This window comes from Nocardia sp. IBHARD005, assembly GCF_052814245.1.
This window is the reverse complement of the sequence record NZ_CP199935.1, coordinates 5,919,082-5,936,112: the sequence shown is the minus strand read 5'-3', so window position 1 is coordinate 5,936,112 and position 17,031 is coordinate 5,919,082. Positions and strand designations below refer to the sequence as shown.

The window sequence follows — 17,031 nt, the reverse complement described above, 5'->3', positions numbered from 1 at the left end:
CTCATCTGGGAGGAACCGCCATGCAGTACCGCACTCTGGGTCGTACCGGTGTTCAGGTCAGCACGCTCGTGCTCGGCGCGATGAATTTCGGCAAGCTGGGAAAGTCCACGCAGGACGAGGTCACCGCCATGATCGACGTCGCCATCGACGGCGGCATCAACCTCATCGACACCGCCGACATGTACGGCCAGGGCGAATCCGAGGAACTGGTCGGCAAGGCCATCGCGGGCCGCCGCGACGACATCGTGCTGGCGACGAAGGCGAGCATGCCGATGGGCGAGGAGCGCAACCATCGCGGCGGTTCGCGCCGCTGGCTGACCACCGCGCTCGACAACAGCCTGCGCCGACTCGGCGTCGACCACGTCGATCTCTATCAGATCCACCGCTGGGACCCTGAAACCAGCGACGAGGAAACTCTCTCGGCGCTGACCGATCTGCAGCGCGCAGGCAAGATCGGCTACTTCGGATCCTCGACGTTCCCCGCCTACCGCATCGTGCAGGCGCAGTGGGCCGCTAAAGAGCACCACCTGAGCCGCTACGTCGCCGAACAGCCCAGCTACTCGATCCTGCAGCGCGGCATCGAAACCCACGTCCTGCCGGTCACCGAGGAATACGGCCTCGGCGTCCTCGCGTGGAGCCCACTGGCCTCGGGCTGGCTCTCGGGCGCGATCCGCGCCGATCGCGAAATAACCACCAGCCGTTCGGCATTCATGCCCGACCGCTACGACACCACCATCGCGGCCAACCACGCCAAGATGACCGCCGTCGAACAACTCGCAGCACTGGCCGACCAGGCAGGCCTGACCCTGATCCAGCTCGCCCTGGGTTTCGTCACCGCCCACCCCGCCGTCACCAGCGCCATCATCGGCCCCCGCACCATGAACCACCTGCATTCCCAACTCGCCGCCGCCGACACCGTATTGCTGCCCGAGGTCCTCGACGCCATCGATGCGATCGTCGCGCCCGGCATCGACCTCGCCCCCCACGAAAAGCACGACACCCCACCATCTCTGCTCGACGCGTCCCTGCGTCGTCGATGACGGGTGCTTGCTCGCGCGGCCGCCGCGATCGTCTCGCGACCAGGCGAATCGATCAGCCCTGAGTCATAGCCCGCAGGAACGAGGTGAGATCACCTGCACGGTGTGAGGATCACGATCGGGATTCTGCGGCTGCCCGCGTTGCGTTGGTAGAAGTCGTAGCTCGGGAAGAACTCGATGAACTTCGGCCACAGCAGGTTTCGTTCCGCATCGGTCGCCACGCGGGCTCGGACGGGGTGCGACTGGGCGCCGATTCGGATTGTGGTGTCCGGGTTGGCTTTCAGGTTGTGGAACCAGGCTGGGTGGGTTGGCTGGCCGGCTTTGGATGCGGCTATGGCGATGACATCACCGTCGGCGTGGTACATCAGCGGTGAGGTTCGGTGGGTACCGGTCTTGGCGCCGACGTGGTCGAGGAGCAGGATTCGGGCATCGGGCCAGCCGGGCATGCGCCCACCCAGTCGGCCGTTTGTTCGGCGGTACAGGGCCACATGGAGTTTCGTCGATCGGCGGCCGAGGTAGATCCCGCGCTTGTTCATGAACTGAGAACTCGATTCCACCAGGCGTGCCACCAATGACCTCTTGTTTCCACGTCCGGGATCGGGATCGTTCGGATTGCTCACTGCCCCCCCAAGGTTCAGTCTACTACGTACAATAGTAGACCGGTCGTCGATCGGCGGATGGTGAATCGTCCAGCGCATCCAGGCACTGATGACATATGTCATGACCGACCCATGCGAAACCCATCGGGGATCGGTGACTGCGCTTACTACTGGTGACGCCCCGCGTCGACCACCGTAGAGGGCATGAGAAACACAGACGTCATCACCGCACGGGGGCTGCGCCGAACATACGGCCGTGGCGACGACGCATTCGAAGCCGTCACAGGCGTCGACCTCGAGGTGCACGAGGGGGAGGTGTTCGCGCTGCTCGGGACGAACGGCGCGGGCAAGACTTCGACGCTCGACATGTTGGAAGGGCTCATCGCCCCCTCGGCGGGCGAGATCGAGGTCTTCGGCCTCGACCCGCTCCGGCACCGCGACCAGGTCCGCCCGAGGGTCGGCATCATGTTGCAGTCCGGTGGGCTGCCCGCCGAGCTGACCGTCGCCGAGACGCTGGAGATGTGGCGCGGGACGTGCACCGATCCGACCACCGCCGACGCCGTGCTGGCACAGGTCGGCCTCACCGATCGCGCGGGTGTGCGGGTCGGCGCGCTGTCGGGTGGTGAGCAGCGCCGCGTCGATCTGGCCTGCGCCCTGCTCGGACAACCGCGCTTGCTGTTCCTGGACGAACCGACCACCGGTCTCGATCCGGAAAGTCGGCGTGGGACCTGGCAATTGCTCGCCGACCTGAAGGCGTCGGGGGTGACGATGGTTCTCACCACGCACTATCTGGACGAGGCCGAAGCACTCGCCGATCAGATCGCGATCATGCACAAGGGCGCGATCGCCCGCAGGGGCACGCTGCGCGACATCGTCGAGGACCACCCGGCGCGCATCGCCTTCGACCACCCCGGCCTGCCCGTGCCGCAGTTCCGCGGCGCCCGCGTCGACGCACAGGCGCGAGTCACCCTCAGCACCAGCGATTTACAGGGCCATTTGTTCGAGCTGCTCGGCTGGGCACGTGCAGCAGGCGTGCGGTTGACCGGGCTAGAGGCGCGTGCCGCGTCGCTGGAATCGGTCTTTCTCGATATCGCCGAGGCGACCACCCCCACCCTGATCGGAGCACGATGACCACCACCCTGCCCGCCAATGCATTTCGCCGTCGACCACTCACCGCCCTCGCCAAGGCCGAGTGGCTGCAGTTCCGGCGCAACAAGACGCTCGTCTCCATGGCCACGGTGTTCCCGATCGGAATTCCGCTGGCCACCTTCCTCCTTGCCCGCAAAGACGCCGAGCCGACGACGGCGATGGCGGCGGTGGCCTTCGAGTTGCTCGCGCTGATGGCCCTGCTGTTCGTCCAGTACTACTCGGTGCTCTCGATGGTGACCACGCGCCGCAGCGAAGGTGTGCTGAAACGGCTGCGCACCGGTGAGGCCGCCGACTGGCAGATCCAGCTCGCCCCGGCCATACCCGGCGCCATCATGACGTTCGCGTGCACCGCTGTGGTCACCGCGGTGGTCTACGGCACCGGCACGCCCGCCCCCGTCAACCCGCTGGCGATCGCCGTAGCCATGGTCGGCGGGACGGTGCTGTTCTCGCTGCTCGCCCTGGCGACCAGCGCGTACACGAAGAACGCCGAGGCCGCGCAGATCACCTCGCTGCCGGTGATGATCATCGCGATGCTCGGCATGGCCTCCATCCGCACCGTGCTGCCCGACCGGCTGGCGCAGGTGGCCGACTGGACTCCCTTCGCCGCCGTCTCCGACCTCATCTCCCTCGGTACGGCGGGCAAGCTGTCGGCGGTCGCCGGATCCGACGCCGCGCTCAGCTTCGCGGACACCGTCATCGAATCCGGCCGGCCGTTTGCGACACTGGCGCTATGGACCGTTCTCGCGCTCGTGCTGACCCGCAAGAGCTTCCGCTGGGACGACCGCGGGTGATGCGCGCGACCGCCTGGTGGCATGAGCTGTCGGGGTCGGCCAAGTACCGGCTCTACTCGCGGCTCACGTTCCAGGCGGCCATCGCGGGTCTGGCCGTGGCGTTGGCGGTCTCCGCAGGCTCGGTGGTGGCGGTGCTCATGATCGCCGTGGGCGCCATCGCGGCGATGGCCGCCGTGGAGGCCCAACCCGCTTTCGCGACCGTCCCCGGTGTGGTGGCACGGCCGCGGATGCTGCCGCTCGCCACCGCGGTCCTGGCCGCACTCTGGGTGGTGAGCGGAGTCGTTGCCCACCTCGCCACCGACGAGTCGACTGTCGTCAGCGCACGCGTTGTCGGGGTGTCCGCGGCCTTGCTGACGATCTTCTCCGTGATCGCGTTCGCCCGGCACAAGTGGTGGTTTCTGATCGGCCTCAGTGTGATTACCCCGCCGGTGCTGGGAGCGCCGCTGGTGGCCGGACTCCAGGGAACCGCGTCGCTGCTGCTCGCGGGGGCATTCGCGATCGTGTTGACGCTGCTCACCGTGTGGGCGCTGGGAATCATCGACGAGTTGGAGCGGACCAAAGGGGTCGAGGCGCAGCTACAGGTCGCGGAGGAACGGCTGCGTTTCTCTCGGGACCTGCACGATGTCGTCGGCCGCGGGTTCTCCGCCATCGCAGTGAAAAGCGAACTGGCGGTGGCACTGTCACGAGCAGGTGACATCGATCGGGCGACCGCGGAGATGGAAGAGGTCAGAACGCTTGCGGTCGAATCGATGGGACAGATGCGCACCCTGGTGCGCGGCTACCGCAATATCGACCTGCGCGGGGAGGTGGCCGGGGCGCGGTCACTGCTGTCGGCGGCGGGATGCGAACTCGTCATCGAGGGAGACGCGGCCAAGGTGCCCGCGGCATTCCATGAAGTCGCGGCCTGGGTGGTCCGTGAAGGCACCACCAATATCGTCGAGCACTCGGCGGCGACGACCGCGACTCTCACACTCGGCGGGGCGGGTATGTCGCTGCGCAACGATCGTCCGCAGGGCTCGATCGGTGAACGATCCGGGCTGCGCGGGCTCGGCGAACGCCTCGCCGCGGTCGGCGCGACTCTCGGCATCGCCACCTCCGGCGACGAGTTCATCCTCGAAATCCATTGGGAGAATCAGTGATTCCCGTACTCCTCGCCGACGACGAAACCCTCATCCGCGCCGCCATGGCGACGATGCTCGGCCTGGAGCCCGATCTCGAGGTCGTCGCCCACGTCGGCTCCGGTGCCGAACTCCTCGCCGCGTGGCGGCGCAGGGCCGAGGCGGGTGAGCCCGTCGCGGTCGCCGTCATAGATCTGCAGATGCCGGGTATCGACGGCATCGATACCGCGGTCGAGCTGCTCCGAATCACTCCTGGCGCAGGCACTTTGATCGTCACCAGCCATGGCAGGCCCGGCTATCTCAAGCGCGCACTTGCCGCGGGTGTCCGGGGGTTCTTGCCCAAGACGACCTCGGCGGCGACGCTGGCCGAGGTGATCCGGTCGGTGCACAACGGTGGTCGATACGTCGATCCCGAACTCGCGGCCGAAGCCATCAGCGCGGGGGACACCGTCCTCACCGCCCGCGAGGCCGACGTGCTGGAATTCGCCGCCGACGGTGCCTCCGTGGAGGACATCGCCAAACGCGCGCACCTCTCGCCGGGCACCACCCGCAACTACCTGTCCTCGGCGATGACCAAGCTCGGTGTGTCCAATCGCTACGAAGCCGCACTCAAAGCACGAGAGAAGGGCTGGATCTAGCCCCGTATTCGCTTAGGGTGTGGGGCATTACGGTGCGATGAGAGGGATGGCGATGGCTGCTGCGCTGGTCAAAGGGCAGAACGCGAGCTTGGATTCGAGGGAGGTGGTGCTGTCGGTCCGGGGCGGGGTCGCGGCCGACCTCTCGGCGCTGTTGGTGACCGAAGCGGGCAAAGTTCGCTCGGACGCGGACTTCGTCTTCTTCAATCAGCCACAGGCGCCGGGTGTTCGGTGCAACGGTGCCGGGCTGGAGGTTTCGCTGGGCGCGGTGCCGGGGGATATCGCGCAGATTCGTGCGGTGATTACCGTTGCGGCAGAAGGGGATACGTTCGGCAAAGCCGCGTCTCCGGTCGCTTCGGTGGCTGATCGTGCGGGGAATATGTTGCACGAGTACGTGATCGACGGACTCGGTGGTGAATCGGTGGTGATCGCGCTCGAGCTGTATCGCCGGGGCGAACAGTGGAAGGTCCGTGCGGTAGGGCAGGGATATACGGGCGGGTTCGCCGACCTGGTCACCGATCATGGGGTGAGCGTCGACGATGAGCCGGAAGCTGTTGTGGTGCCGGAAGTTCGCACCGTGCTGGGGGAGGCGGCGCTGTCTTTCGAGAAGCGGCAGAAGCTGGACATGCGCAAGCGCGACGTCGCGAAGGTGCTGATCGACAAAGGCGCTTTCGGGGCCAGAGCGCGGGTGGTGCTGGTAATCGACAAGACCGGCAGCATGCGGAAGATGTACAGCGGCGGCACCGTGCATCGGGTCGTCGAACGGATGATCCCGGTAGCCACCCAGCTCGATGACGACGGCACCCTGGAGGCCTACCTCTACGCACTGACCTACGCGAAACTGCCCGATATCACCGTGGCCGGCGGAGAGCAGTGGGCGCAGACCTTCCTGCATCTCGAGGGCACCCACCAGGGCATCGACTACGACGGGATCGGCGGCCGCAACGACGAACTGCCCATCATGCGCGCGGTCATCGACACCCTCACCGCTGAGCCGACGCTGGTGCTGTTCTTCACCGACGGCGGTTTCGCGAAGAAACGCGAGATCGCCGCCCTCCTGCGCGAGGCCGCCCACCTGCCCGCCTTCTGGCAGTTCATCGGCCTGGGCAGAGCCAATTTCGGCGTCCTGCGCACCCTTGACGAACTCGACGGTCGCGTTGTCGACAATGCCGGCTTCTTCGCCCTCGACGACATCGATAGGGTCGACGACGCCGAGCTCTACCGCCTGCTGCTCAGCGAATTCCCGGACTGGCTGCGCGCCGCCCGCGCCGCGGGGATCGTTACGGCGTAGTCGCGATGCCGGTAACCACCGAACCGACCGAACCGAAGATGCCGAGGCCGACCGGACGGCCGGAAATCGAGTTGTGGCTGCTGGCGAGGATCGTTAGCGTGTCTACCGTTTGCTGTTCGGCAAACTGAAAGGACGAGCTCATGGAACCGATTACCGAACGCGACATCAGGTCGTCGTTCGTCAACTGCTCGAAAGGTGACGCGAAGCGGTTGAATGTGCCGCGTGACCTCGGTGAACGGCCCTGGGAGGATCTCGACTTCCTCGGCTGGACCGACCCCTCGTACGCGGGCCGCTGCTATCTCTCGGTGCCGCGCGAGGACGGGCTGGTCAGTGTCGCGTTGCGGCATGAGACCGGCGGGTCGGGCAAGACCCAGATGTGCACGATCTGTCTCACCACGCACTCGGGTGGTGGTGTTTCGCTGATGACCGCCAGCAAGACGGGCGAGTCGGGCCGCAAGGGCAACACCGTCGGCAGCTACATGTGCACCGATCTGGCCTGCTCGCTGTATGCGCGCAACAAGAAGCGGCCGTCGATGGGTAGCCGGTATCGCGAGGATCTGACGCAGGAGGAGAAGGCCGAGCGGGTGGTGGAAAACCTGAACGCTTTCGTGGACCGGCTCTACACCTAATGGGCGCCGACGCGACAGCGTTCACCAGCCGCGCACGGCCGGAGCGAACGCGGAGGTACGCCTAGCCGAACCGACGCGCTGAACGACAGGAGGTAGATGCTGTGCGCCGACACTCGATAACACTCATGCGGCCCGAGTTCTGTTGATCTCCACAGGACTCGGGCCGACTCGTTCCTGGCCGGTCGAGGTGGCCCGGGTTGATCCCGGGCCGTCCCGAGCGGAGCAGGAACCTAGAGCATCGCGTTCATGATGGTGCCCGCGCTGGTGGCGACGACGCCGCCGATCATCGCGCCCGCGACCATCTTCGGCGATTGCATCGCGCCGCCGGTCCATTTCTCCCAGGCGAATTTTCCGCCCGCGACAGTGATGGCGACGATGCCGGACAACAGGATGAACCAGGTCAGGTAGCTCACCATCTGCATGATCTTGTCCGCCAGTGGTGGTGCTTCGGGTGTCGGATTGCCGATTTGCGCCAAGGTATCGGTGACGGCGGCCAGAAACATGGGGTCTCACTCGGTAGCTCGGAGGAACGACGATGAACTCTGCACTGATCGTATCCGGTCCTGTGCGACGGTGTCGGTGCCCATCCGGACCGAACCGATCGGTTTTGTTGGTGTGCAGGGGGTTCGCGCCCGTATCCTGGACCACGATCGAATACGGCAGGGCTGGAACGCAGTTCGCGTCACGCGATAGGGGAGCAGGCTATGAGCATCATTCTGACGTCGATGGCCGACACCATCACCACGTATGCGCAGATCGGCAACCCGTCGCCGGAAGCGCCTCCGCTGTCGGACAAGATCATGAAAATGGTTCAGTACTTGACCTGGTTCATGATCCTGTCGGGCGTGCTCGCCATCACCGTCGCGGGCGGAAAGTTCGCCTGGGAGAAGTGGAACGGCAGCGCGATGGAGTCGCCGAAGATGATCGCGGGCGCCATGATCGGCGGTGTGGTCGCCACCAGTGGCGGCACCATCATGAACGCGATCCTCGGCTAGATCCGCGCGCCCTTGGCGCGATTGCAGGCCCGGCACAGGATCTGCAGGTTCGTCGCGCTCGTCGCACCACCGCGGCTGAGCGGGATGATGTGGTCGAACTCCAGGTAGTGGCCGTCGCCGCATTCGACGCACGCGCCGCCGTCGCGCTGCCACACCTGGGCTTTCACATCCTGCGGGATGCTGCGGCTGTCGCGCTGTCCCGGTGTCAGGACCAGTCGTTTCGACACGCGCAGCGCACCTTCCAGTGCGGCCGCCACATAGTCGGGGTCGGTGACACCGAAGGTCGCGCCGCCGCGTGCCGAGGTCGCCGCGAGCACGACAGTGCCGTGCTCGGGATGCACCGACACCACCCGGTTCCACGGCAGTTCGATGCCGGTGCCGTCGCCGACGAACCGCAGCTTCTTGGAGCTGCCGATGAGTCGGCCCTCGGTGTTGCGCGGGCCGCGGGCGAGCATGCGGATGTGGACGGCGGGCAGGTCGAGGTGGACGCGCTCGTCGGGGTCGAGGTGCAGGCCGGGGGTGTTGACGGTGGGCAGTTCGCCGGCGCGCAAGCGGGAGAGGGTGCGGCCGCGATGCATTCGGCGGCGCAGATCGTCGACGATGCCGCCGGACAGTGCCAGCTCGCTGACCACATGTTCGAAGGCGTCCAGTTCGTCGGCGAACACCTCACCGTCGGCGAAGGCGAAGGCGACCATTCGCTCGACCTGGGTCAGGCCGGCCTCGCGCAGTAGTGTTCGGCCGCGCTCGGAGTCGATGCGCTGGAAGCGCAGAGCGGCCCACACCTGGGTCCACTCCTCCGACATCGTGCCGGGGCCCGCGAGGGCGCGCCTTGCTCGGTTGCGCCAGTGAGTGAGGAACTCCTCGATCTCGTCGGCACAGTTCTTGCACGGTCCGTGACCGCCGAACAGTCTGCGCCGCAAGTGATTGCCGCAGCGGGAGCAGCGGGTTCGGTGATCGTGGATGTGGGGACGGACGCTGGTGGTCCACTCGTCGCCGTCCCACCAGCGGAGTTGATCGGGGGTTTCCGGGTCCGGGTGCCAGTCGGCGATCTCCGGGTCGACCGGTGGTGGGGGCGGCACATCGATGACGCGGCGGGACAGAGCCGGTGGGCGCGTCGACGCCGGTCCGTCGTGCCGCGATGCGGCTGGATTCGGAGATCCGGGGGACGGCGCCCAGTTCGTCCGGTGCTCGGCCTCGGGCAGATCGGCGGCGGAGGTCGCCGCGTCGGGTCGTGACGGCACCCTCGCCAATCGTGCGCGATCGGCGTCGGCGGGTGCCCCATTCGGTCGCGCGGGCACCCGCGCGCTGTCGTCGGGCGTGATCGTGGGGCGTCCGGTGGTGGGTTCGTCGACCGTGACCCCGAATTCACTGGCAAGTCCGGCCAGCCCGCCCGACCAACCCTGGCCGATCGCGCGGAACCGCCACTGGCCGTCGCGGCGGTAGAACTCGCCGAACATCATCGCCTGGACGTCTTCGATGCCGTCGATGGTGAACTGGGCGATCGGGCCGTCGGCGGCGTGCACGGTCAAGGTGAGGTCGGGGAGTTGGTCGAAGGTGGCGTCGTCGAGGGACGCGCTGATGACGATGCGTGCCACATCGGGTTCGGTGCGCGGCAGCGAAATGCTCAGACGCGCGGTCCCTGGGGCGGGCTCCTGGTCCAGGGTCACCGCCTGGGAGGCATGGCGGGGGGCGTTGAAGAAGACGAAATCCCGGTCACCGCGGACCAGGCCCGACTCGGTGACCAGCAGGGCGTGCGCGTCTACAGTATGCGCCGACCGCCATGAAACGACCACGGCGAGAAGCGATGTCGGGACCGGCGCGTGCGCACCCTTGCGTAGTTCCATGGTGCTCGCATGATGTCATGAGGGTCCGACAGGGTTTCAGCGCTGGGTGGTGGTGTGGTCGGGGTGTGCGGGGATTCGGGGGTTGGTAGTCCCAGGAGGTTTGGGGCTGTGTTTGTTGGCGCGCTGGCGCGCGCGTGTCCGCGGCCCTGAGGGGCCGCCGGTCAGGCACCGGTGCTTGCTCCTTCGTCGCCTACGCACCGGCGCCTGACCGGCGGCCCGGCCGCGGACCGGCCACTTCGTGGCCGTCCCTCCCTGGGGGTCGGGAGTGCGGTGGGTGGGTTGGGTTGGTTGTTGAGGACGGGGACTGGCTGGGGTGAACTGTGGTCGGGAGTGCGGTGGGTTGGTTGTTGAGGACGGGGACTGGCTGGGGTGAACTGTGGTCGGGAGTGAGGGGGGTTGGTTGTTGAAGGCGGGGACTGGCTGGGGTGAACTGTGGTCGGGAGTGAGGGGGTCTGGGGGTTTGGGGTGTGTGGTTGTGGGCGGGTGGCGGCGGAGTTCGGGCGTGACACGAGGCGGTGGAGGTTCGTACTGTTCGGCAATATGAGTATGAATGTGTCATTTCATGTCATACTGTGCAGGTGAAGTTGAAGGAATGGGCCAGCGTTCAGGGTGTTTCGTACCGAACCGCCCTGAACTGGTTTCATGCCGGAACGTTGCCGGTGCCCGCCCGTCAGCTCCCCACCGGCACGATCCTTGTTGACCCACCAGCGCTGTCATCAGGTCGGGCCGTGGCGTACTGCCGAGTGTCCTGCTCAGATCAGCGCGCCGACCTCGAGCGCCAAGCCGGCCGGGTAGCGCAGGCGTGTGGCAGCCGCGGAATCACGCTGTCCGAGACGGTCACCGAGGTCGGGTCAGGTCTGGACGCCCATCGCCCCGAACTACGGAAACTGTTGTCGGATCCGACGGTGATCACCATCGTGGTCGAGCATCGGGATCGGCTGGCACGGTTCGGTGTCGAACACCTCGAGGCCGCGCTGTCCGCATCCGGGCGGGGCCTGGTGATTCTCGAAGATGGCGAGGTCGACGACGACCTGGTTCAGGACATGGTAGACGTGCTCACTTCCCTGTGCGCTCGGTTATATGGTCGCCGGTCCGCGCGAGGGCGCGCCGAAGCTGGTATTCGTGCCGCCGCGGACGAGCCAACAAGATGAGCCGAGTAATCCAGGCGTACAGGTTCGCACTCGACCCGACCGTAGGTCAGGAGGAAGGGCTTCGGTCGCATTGTGGTGGACAACGATTCGCCTACAACTGGGCCTTGGCCGCAGTGATGGCGAATCTCGACCAGCGCACCGCGGAACGCTCCTACGGGATCGCCGAAGCGGACCTGACACCGCCGGTGGGCTGGTCTGCCTATAGCCTGCGCAGGAACTGGAACTTGGCCAAAGACGTTGCGGCACCGTGGTGGGCGGAGAATTCGAAGGAGGCGTACTCCTCGGGGTTGGCGAATCTGTCGACGGCCCTGTTGAATTGGTCGAACTCTCGATCCGGGAAGCGGAAGGGGCCCAAGGTTCGGTTCCCGAGGTTCAAGGGTAAGCGGGCCGCATGGTCGTGCCGGTTCACCACCGGGGCGTTCGGCCTCGCCGACGCTGATCGCCGACACGTGAAGCTGCCCCGCATCGGGACTATCCGCACCCACGAGTCCACCCGGAAACTGGCTCGCCGGATTGAGGCGGGGGCCGCTCGAATCCGGTCTGCCACCGTATCTTTCGACCGGGGCCGGTGGTTCGTCTCGTTCTCCGTCGAAGTCGAACGTGTCGCACCGACACCGCCGCGAACGGAGTCGACGGTGGGGGCGGACCTGGGGATCAAGTCCCTCGCGGTCCTGTCTACCGGTGAGGTGATCGAGAACCCGCGCCATCTCGAGCACGCGCAGAAGGCGTTGCGGCGTCTCGGGCGCCAAGCTGTTCGCCGGACGGCCCCGGACCGACGAACCCGGCAGCAGCCCTCGAACCGGTGGCGAAAAACCGTGGCGCGCATCGCCCGCGTGCACGGGTACGTGGCCGACGCCCGACGCGACGGGCTCCACAAACTCACCACCAGACTGGTCACCGCGCATACCGTGGTGGTGGTCGAGGACCTGAATGTGGCCGGGATGGTCCGCAACCGGCGGTTGGCCCGGCACATCGCTGGCGTCGGGATGGGCGAGTTTCGCCGTCAGGTCGAGTACAAGGCCGCTTGGTCCCGAACCCGGGTGCACATCGCGCACCGGTGGTATCCCAGCTCCAAAACGTGTTCGGCCTGTGGTGTGGTGAAAGCCAAACTGCGCCTGTCCGAACGCATCTTCACCTGCGATGGTTGCTGTGTGAGCATTGATCGTGATCTCAACGCGGCCCGCAACCTCGCCGCGCTTGTTGATGTGTCCTCCCCGAGTTGCGGGGCGACGGAAAACGAGCCCGATGGAAACCCATGTCAGCCCCGCACTGTGCGGGCAGCGGGTATCGCCACGGGAAGGCCAGCGCCTACTGGCGTGGGGTCAACGTCGACACCGCAAGGTGCCGACTCAGGATACGTTTTACACGTTTCCTGAACGGTGTGCTTCCCTGCGTCTGGGGCGTCTTTGCGGCACAGTGGTGTCATGACGAACCCGAGGAAACGGGGGCGCTCCCGGGAGGCTGCTCCGGCGGCGCAGGCGCGGAAGGTGCCGGGGGCGGATTTGTTGTCGGCGGCTCAGGCGGCGGTGGGGGCCGCGCAGACCGCGGCGGGGCAGGCCATCGATGCCGCTCAGCAGACGGCGGGGTATGCCTTCGACGCGGCGGTTCGGTTGCCGCCCGCTTCGGCGCAGTTGGCCGCGCAGTTGCCGGATCTGGTGGAGAACCTGTCGATCGCGGTGGAGCGGCTCAACAACACCATCGATCGGCTCGATCGGACATTGGCGCTGGCTGATCCGGTGTTCGCCACCTACGACCGGTTGTTGCCGCGGCTCGAGGCGCTGATCTCCCTGGGTGAGGACGTGTTGGGCGCGGTGGCGAAGCTGCCCGGTGTCGGGTTGCTCGGGCGGATCACCGGGCGTGGGGGCGAGGAACCCGCGCCGGAACCGGAGCCGGACAAGCGCGGCCGCCGCCGGCGGTGACACTCATGGTCCTGGCGTCAGCGCCCGGAATGTCGCGGCCGCCTTGAGCACCATCTCCGCGTACTCGTCCTCGGGATCGGAATCCAGGACGATCGCGCCGCCCGCGCCGATCCGCCATTCGTCGTCGTAGCGGACGGCCGTGCGGATGACGATATTGAGGTCGGCGGTGCCACCGAGGCCGAGGAAGCCGATGGTGCCCGAATAAATACCGCGCGCTTCGGTTTCCAGTTCGTCGAGGATCTCCATGGTCCGCAGCTTCGGCGCGCCGGTCATCGAACCGCCGGGGAAGCAGGCGCGCAGGCAGTCGATCACGCCGGCGTCGTGGCGCAGGGTCCCGCGCACGGTCGATACCAATTGGTGCAGGGTGGAATAGGTCTCGGTGTCCATCAGCTTCGGGACGTGCACCGAGCCGACCTCGCAGACCCGACCGAGGTCGTTGCGCAGCAGATCGACGATCATCAGGTTCTCGGCACGGGTCTTCGGGTCGTCGGCCAGTGCGCGACGCAGGCGCTCGTCCTCGTCGGTGGTCCGTCCGCGCGGGGCGGTGCCTTTGATCGGCTTGCTCTCGACCACCCGGTCCCGGTCGATCTCGAGAAACCGTTCCGGCGAGGAGCACGCCACATCCAGCCCGTCGAAGCGCAGGTAGGCGGCATACGGTGCGGGATTGCAGCGGCGCAGTCGCCGGTAGACAGCGAGCCCGTCATCGGGCGCGGCGGCGACGGCGACCGCGTCGGTGAGACAGATCTCGTAGGACTCGCCCGCGTGCAGCCGCTCCTGACAGACCGCGATATCGGCCAGATAGCGGTCGCGGCCACGCACCAGATGCGCCTGCACCGCGTCGGGATCGGCGGGCACGGGCAGGTCGGGGGGATTGGCCCAGGTCGGCAGATCGTCGAGGGCGCCGGAAGTCGCACGCAGCCACTGCTCGGCGTCGCGCTCGGTAGCGGGTTCGCTCAGGGCGAGCAGGTGGGTTCGTCCTGCCTCGTGGTCGACCACGATCAGGCGGTCGGCGAAAATCCACTGGGCATCAGGAGTGGGGGAGCGGTGGGCATTGCGGCCACCGCAGTCGGCCTTCACCTCGTAGCCGAGATAGCCGACGTAGCCGCCCGCGAAGTCGAAGGGCAGCGGCGGGGTTTCGCAGTGCCGGGCCCGGAGTTCGCGGTCGAGATAGTCCAGGACCGTGCCCGCGACGGTCCGGCTGCCCGCGACGTCTGTCACGGTGACGGAGCCGTCGCCGACCCGGTAGCTCACGATCTCGGCATGCGGCCCGCGCGCGTCACCGAGAAAGGAGAACCGGTCGAGGCCTGGTTCGACGTGCTCGCTGTCGAGCCAGAACGCGCTCGCAGCGTCGGCACAGCGGTGCAGGAAGATCGCTTCGGTGTCGATCGCTCGCTCGATCACCCTGTGCTGCAAGCGAAATGAGCGCTCGGGCGAAGCGGGACCCACGACCGCGGGTCCGCGCACGACTACCGGCGCGCCGACTTGCGCGCGCGCTTTGGTGAGGTCGGCGAAGTTGCGCAGCAGCGCGGCACCGAATTCGCTCGACACCGACTCGGGATGGAACTGCACACCCCACTGCGGCCGCTCGCGATGACGCACCCCCATGATCACCCCGTCGCTGGTCGACGCGGTCACCTCGAGCGTCGCGGGCAGCGGGTCCCTGGCCGCGAGCGAGTGGTAGCGCACGACAGTGAAGCCCTGCGGCAGACCGGCGAACAGGTCCCGATCGTCGTGGGTCACCTGATCGAGGAAACCGTGCCTGGCCTGCGGCGCGCGCTCCACCGTCCCGCCCGCGCCGAGCACGATCCCCTGGTGGCCCAGGCACACACCGAGCAGCGGCAGCTCGGTCTGCGCGATCAACGCCGTCGACACCCCCATGTCACGGGCCCGGTCCGGACGGCCAGGGCCGGGCGAGATCACCACATTGTCGAAGTGATCCAGGGTCAGGGAGCCTTCGGCCTCGTCGTTGCGCACGACGGTCGGCTCGCTCCCGTTGACCTCGCTGATCAGCTGATAGAGGTTGTAGGTGAACGAGTCGTAGTTGTCGATCAAGAGCGTGCGCATCGTGGCAGAGACATTACGCCGGGCGCGCGCGTACTCATTCCAGCGCAGTCACCACCGATGTCGGGGCACAATGTGCGGCATGGCTGTTTCTCAACCTGTCGATGTTGACCCGGCGATCGCGGATTTCGCGGCGATCGGGCGGTGGATGGACGAACAGGGCTTGCCCGGCGCGGAATTCGGCGCGGTCACCGCGCTCGGTGGCGGCACCCAGAACGTGATGCTGCGCTTCGCCCGGGGCGGGCGCGAGTATGTGCTGCGGCGCGGGCCCAAGCATCTGCGCGCCAAGAGCAATGAGGTGATCGGCCGGGAATCGCGACTGCTCGCCGCGATCGCGCAGACCGAGGTGCGTTCGCCGAGGGTGATCGCCGCCTGCGACGACGAGTCGGTGATCGGCGCGGTGTTCTACCTGATGGAACCCATCCGCGGCTTCAACCCGCAGACCGAACTGCCCGCGCTGCATGCCGGTGATCCCGAGATCCGGCGCCAGATGGGCCTGTCCGCGGTCGAGGCCATCGCCCGGCTCGGCGCTCTCGACTACCAGGCGCTCGGCCTCGACGACTACGGCCGCCCCGCGGGTTTCCTCGAACGTCAGGTACCGCGCTGGCTGCGCGAGCTCGACTCCTACAACGCCAACGCGGGCTACCCCGGCCCGCAGATCCCCGGTGTCGACCGGATCGGTGACTGGCTCGAACGTCACCGGCCGACGGACTGGTTGCCCGGCATCATGCACGGCGACTGCCACCTGGCGAACATGATGTTCGACTACGACGGTCCCGAGGTGGCGGCGATGGTCGACTGGGAGATGTCGACCATCGGTGACCCACTGCTCGACCTCGGCTGGCAGCTGGCGACCCGACCCGAGCCCGGCACCGTCGGCGCGGGCCTGATGGGCAGCCTCGGTACCGTCGGTGGCCTGCCGAGCGCGGCGGAGATGGTCGAGCACTACGGCAAGTTCTCCGACCGCGACCTGGGCGCGGTCACCTGGTACACCGTGCTGGCCTGTTTCAAGCTGGGCATCGTCCTCGAGGGCACCTACGCACGGGCGTTCGCGGGCAAGGCACCCAAACCGGTCGGCGACTTCCTGCATGCGGTGACGCTGGAACTGTTCGAACAAGCCAACCAGCTCGCCGAATGATGCCCGGATCTCGGCGATAGTTGGCTTGATATTGATGGAGCGCAAGAAGCGGACACCCTAGGCTGACTTCCATGATCGTTCCCGACACCAAGAACTGGACCTGGGTCCTCGAACGTGCCTGCGCCGAGTGTGGATTCGATGCCGAGTACACCGCGTACTCGGCCATCCCCGACAGCGTCCTCGACAGCGCCACCCGGCTCGGCTCGGCGCTCGAACGCGACGACGCGCGGGTGCGTCCGGACGAGCTGACCTGGTCTGTTCTCGAATACGGCGCGCACGTGCGCGATGTGTGCCGGATCTTCGACACCAGGCTCGCGCTCATGCTGGCCGGTGACGGTGTCGAGGTGCCGCGGTTCGGGAACTGGGATCAGGACGCGACCGCGGTCGCCGACCGCTACGGCGAACAGGACCCCGCTGTCGTCGCACGGGACTTGGCCGTCGCCGCTGATCGGGTGGCCGCCGCGTTCGCCTCGGTGCCGTCGGATCGGCTCGACCGGCGGGGTGCGCGCAGCGACGGATCGCTGTTCACGGTCACCTCGCTGGGTCGGTACTTCCTGCACGACCTCGTGCACCACGTCCATGACGTGCGCGGATAGAAAACAATCGAAATTTTTCTAGAACGTGTTTCAGAAATCGGAGATTTGTCGCTAGGGTGAGTGCAGTCACAACGAGGC

General features: G+C 67.0%; 17 protein-coding genes. 13 read left to right on the top strand and 4 right to left on the bottom strand.

Going from position 1 to position 17,031, the window contains the following annotated elements:
- The first annotated feature begins 20 nt into the window (after positions 1-20).
- Positions 21-1,040 carry an aldo/keto reductase gene (locus tag ACTWPB_RS27820; RefSeq protein WP_446223435.1) on the top strand — a complete coding sequence of 340 codons (1,020 nt, stop codon included), beginning with the start codon at positions 21-23 and terminating at the stop codon, positions 1,038-1,040.
- Positions 1,041-1,129: 89 nt separating this feature from the next.
- Here ACTWPB_RS27820 and ACTWPB_RS27815 read toward each other — a convergent pair whose 3' ends face one another.
- Complete coding sequence (locus ACTWPB_RS27815) at positions 1,130-1,759, bottom strand: nitroreductase family deazaflavin-dependent oxidoreductase (protein WP_446223434.1); 630 nt, start codon at positions 1,757-1,759, stop codon at positions 1,130-1,132.
- 81 nt (positions 1,760-1,840) lie between these two features.
- Between ACTWPB_RS27815 and ACTWPB_RS27810 the strand changes: the two genes are divergently transcribed.
- The 6 genes from ACTWPB_RS27810 to ACTWPB_RS27785 all read left to right on the top strand — a co-directional run bounded on the left by ACTWPB_RS27810 (position 1,841) and on the right by ACTWPB_RS27785 (position 7,249).
- A complete protein-coding gene (locus ACTWPB_RS27810; protein WP_446223433.1) occupies positions 1,841-2,767 on the top strand; it encodes an ABC transporter ATP-binding protein in 927 nt (308 codons plus the stop codon).
- Entirely contained in the window at positions 2,764-3,576 is an 813-nt protein-coding gene (locus tag ACTWPB_RS27805) for an ABC transporter permease (RefSeq protein ID WP_446223432.1), read from the top strand. The genes ACTWPB_RS27810 and ACTWPB_RS27805 overlap by 4 nt, the downstream gene beginning before the upstream one ends.
- Positions 3,516-4,715, top strand: coding sequence for a sensor histidine kinase (locus ACTWPB_RS27800; protein ID WP_446223431.1), 1,200 nt, complete (start codon positions 3,516-3,518; stop codon positions 4,713-4,715). Before ACTWPB_RS27805 ends, ACTWPB_RS27800 begins: the two co-directional genes overlap by 61 nt.
- Positions 4,712-5,332: a response regulator gene (locus tag ACTWPB_RS27795; RefSeq protein WP_446223430.1), complete on the top strand. Its 621-nt coding sequence runs from the start codon at positions 4,712-4,714 to the stop codon at positions 5,330-5,332. The genes ACTWPB_RS27800 and ACTWPB_RS27795 overlap by 4 nt, the downstream gene beginning before the upstream one ends.
- Positions 5,333-5,384: 52 nt before the next feature.
- Positions 5,385-6,620, top strand: a complete 1,236-nt coding sequence (locus ACTWPB_RS27790) for a vWA domain-containing protein (protein WP_446226513.1) — start codon at positions 5,385-5,387, stop codon at positions 6,618-6,620.
- A gap of 140 nt (positions 6,621-6,760) precedes the next feature.
- Positions 6,761-7,249 carry an FBP domain-containing protein gene (locus ACTWPB_RS27785; protein ID WP_446223429.1) on the top strand — a complete coding sequence of 163 codons (489 nt, stop codon included), beginning with the start codon at positions 6,761-6,763 and terminating at the stop codon, positions 7,247-7,249.
- 230 nt (positions 7,250-7,479) lie between these two features.
- On the opposite strand, the gene ACTWPB_RS27780 is transcribed toward ACTWPB_RS27785, so the two are convergent.
- On the bottom strand, positions 7,480-7,752 hold the full coding sequence (locus tag ACTWPB_RS27780) for a hypothetical protein (protein WP_378952254.1): 273 nt from the start codon (positions 7,750-7,752) through the stop codon (positions 7,480-7,482).
- Between the two features lie 201 nt (positions 7,753-7,953).
- Between ACTWPB_RS27780 and ACTWPB_RS27775 the strand changes: the two genes are divergently transcribed.
- On the top strand, positions 7,954-8,244 hold the full coding sequence (locus ACTWPB_RS27775) for a hypothetical protein (RefSeq protein WP_378637732.1): 291 nt from the start codon (positions 7,954-7,956) through the stop codon (positions 8,242-8,244).
- On the opposite strand, the gene ACTWPB_RS27770 is transcribed toward ACTWPB_RS27775, so the two are convergent.
- Positions 8,241-10,088, bottom strand: a complete 1,848-nt coding sequence (locus ACTWPB_RS27770; protein WP_446223428.1) for a TerD family protein — start codon at positions 10,086-10,088, stop codon at positions 8,241-8,243. The two genes, ACTWPB_RS27775 and ACTWPB_RS27770, sit on opposite strands and share 4 nt — an antisense overlap.
- A gap of 578 nt (positions 10,089-10,666) precedes the next feature.
- Between ACTWPB_RS27770 and ACTWPB_RS27765 the strand changes: the two genes are divergently transcribed.
- Genes ACTWPB_RS27765 through ACTWPB_RS27755 form a run of 3 tightly spaced genes read left to right on the top strand, consistent with a single transcriptional unit; the run spans position 10,667 to position 13,158 of the window.
- Complete coding sequence (locus ACTWPB_RS27765) at positions 10,667-11,239, top strand: IS607 family transposase (RefSeq protein WP_446223427.1); 573 nt, start codon at positions 10,667-10,669, stop codon at positions 11,237-11,239.
- Entirely contained in the window at positions 11,236-12,615 is a 1,380-nt protein-coding gene (gene tnpB / locus ACTWPB_RS27760; RefSeq protein WP_446223426.1) for an IS607 family element RNA-guided endonuclease TnpB, read from the top strand. Before ACTWPB_RS27765 ends, tnpB begins: the two co-directional genes overlap by 4 nt.
- 48 nt (positions 12,616-12,663) lie before the next feature.
- Positions 12,664-13,158, top strand: coding sequence for a hypothetical protein (locus ACTWPB_RS27755; protein ID WP_446223425.1), 495 nt, complete (start codon positions 12,664-12,666; stop codon positions 13,156-13,158).
- 3 nt (positions 13,159-13,161) lie between these two features.
- Here ACTWPB_RS27755 and pabB read toward each other — a convergent pair whose 3' ends face one another.
- Entirely contained in the window at positions 13,162-15,222 is a 2,061-nt protein-coding gene (gene pabB / locus ACTWPB_RS27750; protein WP_446223424.1) for an aminodeoxychorismate synthase component I, read from the bottom strand.
- 70 nt (positions 15,223-15,292) lie between these two features.
- Between pabB and ACTWPB_RS27745 the strand changes: the two genes are divergently transcribed.
- Together ACTWPB_RS27745 and ACTWPB_RS27740 are read left to right on the top strand one after the other, a co-directional pair.
- Entirely contained in the window at positions 15,293-16,357 is a 1,065-nt protein-coding gene (locus ACTWPB_RS27745) for a phosphotransferase family protein (RefSeq protein ID WP_446226512.1), read from the top strand.
- Between the two features lie 71 nt (positions 16,358-16,428).
- Positions 16,429-16,953: a DinB family protein gene (locus ACTWPB_RS27740; RefSeq protein ID WP_446223423.1), complete on the top strand. Its 525-nt coding sequence runs from the start codon at positions 16,429-16,431 to the stop codon at positions 16,951-16,953.
- Positions 16,954-17,031 lie beyond the last annotated feature (78 nt).

Excerpts from the sequence above, each read along its gene's own strand:
- ACTWPB_RS27745 (WP_446226512.1), top strand. The coding sequence starts at position 15,293 with ATGTGCGGCATGGCTGTTTCTCAACCTGTCGATGTTGACCCGGCGATC.
- ACTWPB_RS27790 (WP_446226513.1), top strand. The coding sequence starts at position 5,385 with ATGGCTGCTGCGCTGGTCAAAGGGCAGAACGCGAGCTTGGATTCGAGG.
- ACTWPB_RS27805 (WP_446223432.1), top strand. The coding sequence starts at position 2,764 with ATGACCACCACCCTGCCCGCCAATGCATTTCGCCGTCGACCACTCACC.
- ACTWPB_RS27815 (WP_446223434.1), bottom strand. The coding sequence starts at position 1,759 with ATGACATATGTCATCAGTGCCTGGATGCGCTGGACGATTCACCATCCG.
- ACTWPB_RS27770 (WP_446223428.1), bottom strand. The coding sequence starts at position 10,088 with ATGGAACTACGCAAGGGTGCGCACGCGCCGGTCCCGACATCGCTTCTC.
- ACTWPB_RS27810 (WP_446223433.1), top strand. The coding sequence starts at position 1,841 with ATGAGAAACACAGACGTCATCACCGCACGGGGGCTGCGCCGAACATAC.
- tnpB (WP_446223426.1), top strand. The coding sequence starts at position 11,236 with ATGAGCCGAGTAATCCAGGCGTACAGGTTCGCACTCGACCCGACCGTA.
- ACTWPB_RS27740 (WP_446223423.1), top strand. The coding sequence starts at position 16,429 with ATGATCGTTCCCGACACCAAGAACTGGACCTGGGTCCTCGAACGTGCC.
- ACTWPB_RS27785 (WP_446223429.1), top strand. The coding sequence starts at position 6,761 with ATGGAACCGATTACCGAACGCGACATCAGGTCGTCGTTCGTCAACTGC.
- ACTWPB_RS27800 (WP_446223431.1), top strand. The coding sequence starts at position 3,516 with ATGGACCGTTCTCGCGCTCGTGCTGACCCGCAAGAGCTTCCGCTGGGA.
- pabB (WP_446223424.1), bottom strand. The coding sequence starts at position 15,222 with ATGCGCACGCTCTTGATCGACAACTACGACTCGTTCACCTACAACCTC.
- ACTWPB_RS27775 (WP_378637732.1), top strand. The coding sequence starts at position 7,954 with ATGAGCATCATTCTGACGTCGATGGCCGACACCATCACCACGTATGCG.
- ACTWPB_RS27755 (WP_446223425.1), top strand. The coding sequence starts at position 12,664 with ATGACGAACCCGAGGAAACGGGGGCGCTCCCGGGAGGCTGCTCCGGCG.
- ACTWPB_RS27780 (WP_378952254.1), bottom strand. The coding sequence starts at position 7,752 with ATGTTTCTGGCCGCCGTCACCGATACCTTGGCGCAAATCGGCAATCCG.
- ACTWPB_RS27820 (WP_446223435.1), top strand. The coding sequence starts at position 21 with ATGCAGTACCGCACTCTGGGTCGTACCGGTGTTCAGGTCAGCACGCTC.